The sequence below is a fragment of the Nocardia sp. NPDC004711 genome (assembly GCF_053601595.1).
In genome coordinates, this window is sequence record NZ_JBSGCB010000051.1 from 57504 (window position 1) to 66647 (window position 9144).

The following is a 9144-nucleotide window of genomic DNA, read 5'->3' on the forward strand; positions in this document are numbered from 1 at the left end:
GGGTACCTCGAATTCAGGATCTGAAGTGACGTCTATTCACTTCAGCGGGGAGTGTACAAAACGCGTTCACCCCGCCCACCCCGATTCGGGAAACTGCCCCCAACTTCCGGGGCACCGAATCCGATAATCCCTGGTCAAGCCCACCTCACTCAGTGAAACACGTTCCAACGGACGGTCACATCGGACCACCTCGCCAGGCCGCCCAGGTTCGCGTATCCAAGCACAGATTCCGGACGGAGGGGCCGCTATCGGCTTCCCCGGCCGAGCGCCCGACCCCACCCGCGCAACCCCACCCGATTTGAAGCAATACCACTTCATATCGAATCTTCACGAACTACAGTGTTCGCAAATCGATACTCTCCCGCCAAGGAGGACCAATAGTGAACATTGCCAAGCGTTTTGGTGCAGCAGCCATCGTCTCGATCGCACTCGCGTCGGCCGCGCCCGCCGCCACAGCAGCGGCAGCACCCGCTCCCGCCCCCGTCGTCGCGACCCCGGTGGCCACCACCGGCTCAGCCCTCACCGACGTGCTGACCGCACCGATCCTCTTCCCCCTGGGCTTCCTGGTCCTGGTCTTCTGCGGCGGCGACCCCCAGCCCACCTGCCCCATGGCGCAGATCTACAGCAACGCCGCGACCGGCTCCGGCGTCCACTGACACGAACACGACGAGGCTGCATCGACGCGGCCGGCTCACGAAATGCCCGCCGCGTCACCGCATTCTCACCGCCGGCGACTCCCGACTACCGGCGCTCAGGACAGCACGACACCATCGAAAGCCTTTGACAACCGAGGCTGTTCGCGGATCTCGACAGTTGCGGCTAGCGGCAGCAGTTCGGGTCGAGGACGACGCACAGGGCGGCGAGGGAGTCGCGTTGGGCGCGGTGGTAGGTGTTCATGCCGCGGCGTTCGGACTCGATCAGGCCGGCCTTCTTCAGCTGGCCGAGGTGGTGGCTGACCGTGGATTCGGCGAGGGTGACAGCCGCGGCCAGGTCGCCGGTGTTCTCTTCACCGAGGGGGCTGGCGAGGAGGAGGGACAGGAGTTTCACGCGGGCCGGGTCGGCAATGGCCTTGAGGCGCAGGGCGATTTCCAGGGCGGCGGCGTCGCCGACGGGACCGGCGGCGACGGGGGCGCAGCAGACCGGGGCGGACATGTCGATCACGGGCAGCGCCTTGGGCATGCGAACCAGGTTACCTACCTTCTTGACATATGTCGAAATAGTGGCGCAGACTCGTCACACCAGTTCTTCGACATATGTCTCACAAGTGGAGGTACAGTCTCATGTCTCGTGTTCAGCTCGCTCTCAACGTCGACAACATCGACCAGGCGGTGGCGTTCTATTCGACCCTGTTCCAGGCCGAGCCCGCCAAGCGCAAGCCGGGTTACGCGAATTTCGCCATCGCCGAGCCGCCGCTCAAGCTGGTACTGATCGAGAATCCGGGGCACGGCGGCAGCCTCAACCACCTCGGGGTCGAGGTCGAGTCCAGTGACCAGGTGCACGCCGAGATCGCGCGACTCTCCGAGGCCGGGATGTTCACCGAGGAGCAGATCGCGACCACCTGTTGCTTCGCCACCCAGGACAAGGTGTGGGTCACCGCGCCCGACGCCGAGCGCTGGGAGGTCTACACGGTGCTGGCGGATAGCGAAACCTTCGGCACCGCACCGGTGCCGGCCTCGGGAGCGGTCGCGGACGACGCGCAGGCCATGGCGGCCTGCTGCGGCACCGCGGAGGAAGCCGCCGCCGAAGGGGCCTGCTGCGGCAGCGCGGCCAAGGCGGATGCCGTGGCCTCCGGGGCATCCTGCTGCGGCTGAGCCCGCACCGGGGTCGTTCACCAGGTGTTCGCTTGCCCACTGATTCGATATCCATCAATATCGACGGGTGTCGAATCGAGTGCTTCCGCTGGCCGTGACCCCACCCGCGTGTGAGGTCACGCCCCTGGTCCGCGAACCGTTGACAGCACAGGCCGCGACGGAGCTGGCGGCCGTGTTCAAGGCGCTGTCGGACCCGGTCCGTTTGCGGCTGCTGTCGGTGATCGCCAGCCACACCGGGCAGGAAGCCTGCGTGTGCGACATCTCCGACGGCTTCGACGTCTCCCAGCCGACCATCTCCCATCACCTGCGGGTATTGCGCGAGGCGGGGCTGCTGTCGAGCGAGCGGCGCGGGTCGTGGGTGTACTACCGGGTCGAACCCGCCGCGCTGCACCAGCTTTCGGCACTACTCGATATCGCGCTCCCCGAGGCGGCGGTCCGATGAACACGCTGAGACGACGATTGCTGGCCGAGTTCGTCGGCACCGGTCTGCTGGTGTGCGTAGTGGTCGGTTCCGGGATCGCGGCCCAGCAACTGTCCGCACACGATGTGGGTCTCCAACTGCTGGAGAACTCGACCGCCACGGTGTTCGGACTGGGCATCCTGATCCTGATGCTCGGCCCGGTTTCCGGGGCTCACTTCAATCCCGTTGTCTCGGCAGCGGATTGGTGGGCCGGACGCCGCCGCGGCACCGGGCTGAGCGCCACCGACCTGGCGGCCTACATCGGTGCGCAGATCCCCGGCGGGATCGCGGGGGCGGTGCTGGCAAACATCATGTTCGACCAGCCCGCCGCCCAGATCGCCACCCATCACCGCGTCACCACCGGACACCTGGTCGGCGAAGTCGTCGCCACGGCCGGACTGATCGCGGTCATCTTCGCGCTCGCCCGCACCGGCCGCGCGGCACTCTCGGCCGCGGCCGTCGCCGCCTACATCGGCTCGGCCTACTGGTTCACCAGCTCCACCAGCTTCGCCAACCCGGCCGTCACCGTCGGGCGCGTCTTCTCCGACACCTTCGCCGGAATCGCCCCCGCATCGGTGCCCGCGTTCATCGCCGCCCAAATTCTCGGCGCCGCACTCGGTTTCGGCCTCATCGGCCTGCTCTACCCCGATCCCGTACCGGCGGACGACATCGTCACGCCCCGCAACATCCAGACCTCCTGAAAGGCCCGCCCAGCCGATGACCGCCACACCCAGCGTGCTGTTCGTCTGCGTCCACAATGCCGGACGCTCCCAGATGGCCCAGGGCTTCCTCACCCACCTGGCCGGCGACGCGATCGAGGTCCGGTCGGCCGGGACCGCGCCCGCCGAGACCATCAACCCCGCCGCGGTCGAGGCGATGGCCGAACTCGGCATCGACATCACCGCTCAGACGCCGAAGATCCTCACGCCCGACACCGTGCAGACCTCCACCGTCGTCATCACCATGGGCTGCGGCGACACCTGCCCGTACTTTCCCGGCGTCGACTACCGCGACTGGCAGCTCGACGACCCCGCGGGCAAGGGCGTCGCCGCTGTGCGGCCTATTCGCGATGAAATCCGCACGCGTGTAGAACAACTCATCGGCGAACTGCTGCCGGCCGGTCGGACTGACACCGCTGTCCAGTCCTGAACCGGCCCCGACGACCACCTCTCGACCAGGAGCACCCGCATGACGGCCCCCTACCAACCTGTGGAATCCCCGGCCGTGTGGCACGGCGCGGACCTCGGCGATCCCGCCGAGTGGGCGACAGTGCTCACCGATGCCCAGCGCCGGGAGATCGCCGATACCGCCCGCGCCGCCATCGCCGCGGGCCTGACCGCCGCGACGATGCGACGCGAGGACTTCCCGCTCCCGGAGCTGGCCGAACCGCTGCGGGAATGGAGTGCCACCCTCGCCCACGGACGCGCCTTCGTGCTCATCCGGCGCTTCCCGCAGGATCTGCTCACACCGGCCGAAACCGAGCTCGCCTATGTGGGTCTCGGCCTGCATCTGGGCACCCCGGTCAGCCAGAACGCCGCGGGCGATCTGCTCGGCCATGTGCGGGACGAGCGAATTGCCCGCGACAGCCCCGCGGTGCGGCTCTACACCACCAACCAGCGTCAGGACTTTCACACCGACGGCTCCGACCTGGTCGGGCTGCTCTGCCTGAATGCCGCGAAATCCGGTGGGGAGAGCCGCATCGCCAGTTCCCTGGCGGTCTACAACCACATCCTCGCCGAGCGACCGGACCTCATCGAGGTCCTGCGGCAACCCTTCCACTGGGACCGCAACGACGAACAATCGCCCGGCGAGACACCGTATTTCACGCTGCCCGCGATCCACGACATCAATGGCACACCGCGGATCTTCTACGTCGGCTGGTACATCCGCGACGCCCAGCGTCACCCGGACGTCCCGCCCCTGACCGACCCGCAGCTCGAAGCCATGCGAATGCTCGAGGACACCGCCAACGACCCGCGCTTCTACCTCCCGATGGAGTTCGCCCCCGGCGACGTGCAAATCCTCAACAACGCCAAGATCCTGCACTGCCGGGAGGCGTACACCGACCACGAGGACCTCGAACGGCGGCGGCACCTGCTGCGCCTCTGGCTCACGGCACACGCCTTCGCCACCGTCGAGGATCTCCTCCGCGACGGCATCCCGCCGCGCCGCGACTGACCCGAAGCCACCAGCACGCCTCACGAATTCGCCGCCCGCCCGCTACTGCCGCGAGGTCCACAGATTCCATCTGGACGAGGCCGCCCGACGTCGAGCGAGCATATCCAGATACGGAACGAGCGCGGCGAAATAGCGTTTCGCCTCGCACCGCCCATCGCACGACTCGTGCGATTCCAGCCCGCGCCGCGCGACCTCCAGATTCTGGACGGGATAATCGGGGACCTCATGTGAGATTGGTTGAGGCACTGCTCATCTCCCGCCATTGCGACGATGCCGACCAGGCAGTTGCCGTGCCGCCACTCGGACTTCGACATAGCCGCCACCAACCCGCCGCAGCCGGATCGATCTGCGATGGTCGCGTCCGGTTCCGAGGTCTCCGACCACACAGAACAGAATTGCCGACACACTGAATACGGTCATAAGAGACAAAATCCAAGAATCCCAAGGCATTACGGCTCCCTAAATACCGTCCGGTTCGGCGCTATCGCGCGCTGATTTCAGATTTACGCCGATACCATGCGGTGTGGAAGATTTCGAACTGCGATTAGTGGAATTTACTGCGCCACTTCCAATCTGCCTCGCACAATGATTCCAAACTGCACAACAACGGTTAGCGAGGCTACGCACCATGACCGGATCGACCGTCCCCCGTCGGATGCTCGGCCGCGAGCTGAAGCGGCTTCGAGAACACTCGGGGATATCCCCCTCGGCCGCAGCGCGAGCGATCGAAGTGTCGACACAGACACTGTGGCGCATGGAGTCCGGGCAACCGGGCCCCAAGTTGAAGGAACTCTATGTCAACGTCCTGTGCGCGATGTATGGCGCTAGCGACGACGAAACCGCGGCACTGGTATGCCTGGTCGCAGAAGCGAAGAAACCCGGGTGGTGGCACAGCTATGGCGATGCACTGCCGGCGCATGCCGATCTGTTCCTGGGACTCGAGGGAGCTGCGAAGCGGCTGACCACATTTCAGCTCACCCTCGTGCCGGGATTGCTGCAAACGCCCGACTATCGGCGCGCCGTGATCTGGATCGAATTCCCCATGCACCCAACCAAAGACGTCGAGAAGCTGGTCGAGGTGCACAGTCGCCGCCAGGCGCGGCTGCACCACGATGCCAACCCGGTCGAGCTTCGGGTACTGCTCGGCGAGTCGGTACTGCACCATCAAGTGGGCGGACCGGCCGTCATTGCCGACCAACTCCGGCACCTCGCGCAAGTCGGAGAGACAGCGAACGTCTCGGTCCGGGTCATCCCGCAGGAAGTCGGCAGCCACCTCGGCCTGATCACCAACTCGTTTGTATTCATGGAGTTTCCTGTCCATCCGACCTCGCGGCTCACCGAGCCACCGGTGGTCTACATGCAGGGATACACAGGAGCGTTGTATCTGGACCAACCGACCGAGATCACGCAGTATCAGGCGGCTTTGGCGCAAATTCAGCGTGTAGCGTTGGGCGAAGAGCGGTCCAGGGACTTGATCCTGGCGACAGCGAGGGAGTACGACGCGTGAGCACCGACCTGTCCAGCGCACAGTGGTTCAAGAGCAGCCACTCCGCGACCCAAGACACGTGTGTAGAGGTCGCGCACCTCGATAGGGAGCAAGTCGCCGTTCGGGACTCCAAGAATCCTGGCCCCGCGTTGGTTTTCGGACCGGTTGAGTGGGATGTATTCACTCGGGCTGTGCAGGGCGGACGGTTCGATCTGTCCTGATAGTCCGCCGCGCGGTCGCAGTGAAGCCGGCGGTGCCCGCCCGGCTGCACGCAATCGGGATTCCCATTTCCTGGCCGGTCGCCGAGGCATGAGCTGAACCGCCCTGGGCTGGAACGTGTTTCGATGCCCAGGGCGGGTTCTCGGCTCAGCCTGCGAGCTTCGCCAAGTTCGGGAAGTTGCTCAGCTCCCAGCCGCCGTCCACCACCATGTCGATGCCGGTGATGTAGGAGGCGTCATCGGAGGCGAGGAACAGGCTGGGGGCGGCGATCTGTTCCGGGGTGGCGGGCGCGCCCATCGGGATGCGGTCCAGGAACATTTGTTTGGCGGGCTCGTAGCCCATGACCGCCGCGACCAGCGGGGTGTCCACCAGGCCGGGGAGGATGGCGTTCACCCGGATACGGAACTGGGCCAGCTCCAGGGCCGCGTTCTTGGTGAACATGACCACGCCCGCCTTGCCGGTGGAGTACGGGCTGCCACCGGGCATGGGCACCCGGGCGTCGAGTGAGGAGATGTTCACGATGGCGCCGCCACCGGTCGACTTCATCAGGCGCGCTTCATGTTTGGTGCAGAGGAAGACGCTCTTCTGAATCAGGTCGATAGTGAAATCCCAGTCGGCCTCGGTGAGGTCGGTGACCGCGCCGATACGGGACGCGCCCGCCACATTGAAGGCCGCGTCGAGACGACCGAAACGGGTTGCGGCGGTGGCGATCCCGGCCTCCACCTGGGCCTCGTCGGTGACGTCGGTGACCACGGGGACGAAGGCGTCGCCGAGTTCGGCGGCCTTCTTCCCGAGACCTGCCTCGTCGATGTCGAGGCCGACAACGTTCGCGCCCTCGGCGATCAGCGCGGCGGCGATGGCCGCGCCGATACCGGAGGCCGCACCGGTGACGACCGTGGCGCGGCCCTCGAATCTACGGGCGTTCATCGGGCACCTGCCCGCAGGAATTCGCCGGTGCGTTCCTTACCCAGGGTGTCGGCCTTCTCCCCCAGCCCGAAGACGAACTCGCCGTTCACCAGCACCGCGGTGACGGTGTCGTCATTGCGGTTGACCATGCGGGAGAGGTTGTCGAACTCCGGAATCGGGTTCTCGGCATAGGCCTCCAGGCTGTCGTCCAGCTTCGCCGGATCGATGATCAGCACATCGGCCCGATCGCCCTCGCGCAGGTGACCGGCATCCAGGTCGTACCAGTCGGCCAGCTCGCCGGACACCCGGTGCACGGCGTGCTCGACGGTCATGAACGGCCGGCCCACCTGTTGCGCCTTGTGCACACGCGCGAGCAGCCGCAGCCCGAAGTTATAGAAGGCCATGTTCCGCAGATGCGCGCCGGCGTCCGAGAAGCCCAGCTGCACACTGGGATCCGCGGCCATCACATCCAGCACCTCGGGCCGGTGATTGGAGATGGTGGTGCGCCAGCGCACCTTGGGCCCGTACTCCACCACCAGATCCAGGAAGGCGTCCACCGGGTGCACGCCGCCGCGATCCACGCCGACCTGACCGAAGGTCTTGCCGATCACGCTCGCATCCGGGCACTCGGTGATCTCGGCGTCGAAGAAGTCCCGATGCCAGACCCGCGGACCCCACTTCTTGTCGTAGTCCTTGCGGAACCAGCGGCGGTAGTTCTCGTCGGCCAGCAGTTCCCGCCGCTCCTCCAGCTGGTTGGACAGGTGCAGGGCCGCTGCGCCGGAGCCGAATTCCTCGAACACCGGCAGATCGATGCCGTCGGAGTACACCTCGAACGGCACCGGCAGGTGCTGCCAGCGGAAGTCGCCGCCGAGCCCGTTGATGATCCGGCCCAGCAGCGGAAAGACCTTCACGACACCGGGAATCGCCTTGATGTCGGCCGCCGACAGCAGGCTCACCTTCAGCTTGGGCCGGAAGAAGCCCAGGCTGCTGGCCACCATGCCGAGCATGCTCTGCGGCTTGGCGACGTCGGGACCGCCCTGCAACGCCCGCTTGCGGTCGCGCAGAATGCGATTCAGCCGCCGCCGCTCCTTGCCGGTGGCATAGGTCGACGGCAGCGTCCGCGACCGGCACACCTCGCCGTCCAGCTTGTCGAACAGCAATTGCTGCGAGGACATGCCGACGAATCCGGCGTCCAGCGCCTCGGTCAGCTTGTGCTCCATGGCCGTCAGCTCGGACTCGGTCGGCTGCACATCCGGATCGGTGGCCCGCTGTAGGCCCAGCTGGGACGCCCGGATATCCGAATGACCGATGAAGGCGGCGACATTCGGGCCCAGCGGCAGCGACTCCAGCGCCGCCACATAGCCGTGCGCGCTGTTCCAGGTCTTCAGCGCGTCCACCGCCTCGACCACGTGCTTGCGCGGAATCGCCTCCACCCGGCCGAACAGGTCACCCGCGTCCGAGCCGCCGACATGCACGGTGGACAGCGAGCACGACCCGAGCAGCAGCGTGGTGACGCCGTGCCGCAGCGACTCCGACAGCGTCGGATCCAGCAGCACCTCCACGTCGTAGTGGGTGTGGATGTCGATCATGCCCGGCATGACCCAGCGTCCGGTCGCGTCGATCACTCGCGCACAGCCGGTCTCGTCCAGCGGCGCGGCCGACACGGTCGCCACTCGGCCGTCCCGGATGCCGAGATTACGGATAGCCGAGGGTGCGCCGGTGCCGTCGAACCAGCGCCCGTTCTTGATGATGGTGTCGTACACAGGAATTCACTTTCCCAGGGTCAGGTCGCGGCGCAGCACCTTGCCGGTGGCATTGCGCGGCAGGGGTTCCGCGGTGACCAGCCAGCGCGCGGGCACCTTGAAATAGGCCAGCTGTCTGGCCACATGATCACGCAACTCGTCCTCCGACAACGACTCCGGATCGTCGACCACCACGATCGCGGCGACCTCCTGACCCAGATCCTCGTGCGGCACACCGATCACCGCAGACTCCCGCACCAGCGGATGCTCGTCGAGGACGTTCTCGATCTCCTGCGGATACACGTTCTCCCCACCCCGCAGGATCAGATCCGAACGGCGACC

Annotated in this window: 12 protein-coding genes; 8 read left to right on the top strand and 4 right to left on the bottom strand. The window is 66.3% G+C overall.

The genetic code is table 11. The features are described from left to right. Positions 1-380: 380 nt before the first annotated feature. Positions 381-656 (top strand): hypothetical protein, encoded by a 276-nt coding sequence (locus ACWEKS_RS37625; RefSeq protein ID WP_452344508.1) that lies wholly within the window; start codon positions 381-383, stop codon positions 654-656. Positions 657-819: 163 nt separating this feature from the next. On the opposite strand, the gene ACWEKS_RS37630 is transcribed toward ACWEKS_RS37625, so the two are convergent. Then, the gene (locus ACWEKS_RS37630) at positions 820-1179 is read right to left on the bottom strand and encodes an Rv2640c family ArsR-like transcriptional regulator (protein ID WP_364607655.1); all 360 of its coding nucleotides are present in this window, start codon (positions 1177-1179) and stop codon (positions 820-822) included. 101 nt (positions 1180-1280) lie between these two features. On the opposite strand from ACWEKS_RS37630, the gene ACWEKS_RS37635 reads away from it, so the two are divergent. From ACWEKS_RS37635 to ACWEKS_RS37665, 7 genes are all read left to right on the top strand, one after another. Beyond that, a complete protein-coding gene (locus tag ACWEKS_RS37635) occupies positions 1281-1811 on the top strand; it encodes an ArsI/CadI family heavy metal resistance metalloenzyme (RefSeq protein WP_452344509.1) in 531 nt (176 codons plus the stop codon). A 67-nt stretch (positions 1812-1878) separates the two neighbouring features. Next, positions 1879-2253 carry an ArsR/SmtB family transcription factor gene (locus tag ACWEKS_RS37640; protein WP_379445390.1) on the top strand — a complete coding sequence of 125 codons (375 nt, stop codon included), beginning with the start codon at positions 1879-1881 and terminating at the stop codon, positions 2251-2253. Continuing rightward, the gene (locus ACWEKS_RS37645) at positions 2250-2972 is read left to right on the top strand and encodes an aquaporin (protein ID WP_452344510.1); all 723 of its coding nucleotides are present in this window, start codon (positions 2250-2252) and stop codon (positions 2970-2972) included. The genes ACWEKS_RS37640 and ACWEKS_RS37645 overlap by 4 nt, the downstream gene beginning before the upstream one ends. A gap of 16 nt (positions 2973-2988) precedes the next feature. Beyond that, positions 2989-3420, top strand: a complete 432-nt coding sequence (locus ACWEKS_RS37650) for an arsenate reductase ArsC (RefSeq protein WP_364607638.1) — start codon at positions 2989-2991, stop codon at positions 3418-3420. A gap of 39 nt (positions 3421-3459) precedes the next feature. Further along, positions 3460-4449: a TauD/TfdA family dioxygenase gene (locus tag ACWEKS_RS37655; RefSeq protein WP_452344511.1), complete on the top strand. Its 990-nt coding sequence runs from the start codon at positions 3460-3462 to the stop codon at positions 4447-4449. Positions 4450-5077: 628 nt separating this feature from the next. After that, positions 5078-5956: a helix-turn-helix domain-containing protein gene (locus tag ACWEKS_RS37660; protein ID WP_452344512.1), complete on the top strand. Its 879-nt coding sequence runs from the start codon at positions 5078-5080 to the stop codon at positions 5954-5956. Further along, positions 5953-6156, top strand: coding sequence for a DUF397 domain-containing protein (locus tag ACWEKS_RS37665; RefSeq protein WP_452344513.1), 204 nt, complete (start codon positions 5953-5955; stop codon positions 6154-6156). Before ACWEKS_RS37660 ends, ACWEKS_RS37665 begins: the two co-directional genes overlap by 4 nt. 145 nt (positions 6157-6301) lie before the next feature. On the opposite strand, the gene ACWEKS_RS37670 is transcribed toward ACWEKS_RS37665, so the two are convergent. The 3 genes from ACWEKS_RS37670 to ACWEKS_RS37680 form a co-directional block, all read right to left on the bottom strand. After that, positions 6302-7081, bottom strand: coding sequence for an SDR family NAD(P)-dependent oxidoreductase (locus ACWEKS_RS37670; protein ID WP_452344514.1), 780 nt, complete (start codon positions 7079-7081; stop codon positions 6302-6304). Continuing rightward, positions 7078-8823 (bottom strand): N-acyl-D-amino-acid deacylase family protein, encoded by a 1746-nt coding sequence (locus ACWEKS_RS37675; RefSeq protein ID WP_452344515.1) that lies wholly within the window; start codon positions 8821-8823, stop codon positions 7078-7080. The genes ACWEKS_RS37670 and ACWEKS_RS37675 overlap by 4 nt, the downstream gene beginning before the upstream one ends. 6 nt (positions 8824-8829) lie before the next feature. Next, positions 8830-9144 (bottom strand): AMP-binding enzyme (locus tag ACWEKS_RS37680; protein ID WP_452344516.1); only part of this gene is annotated, 315 nt, incomplete at its 5' end.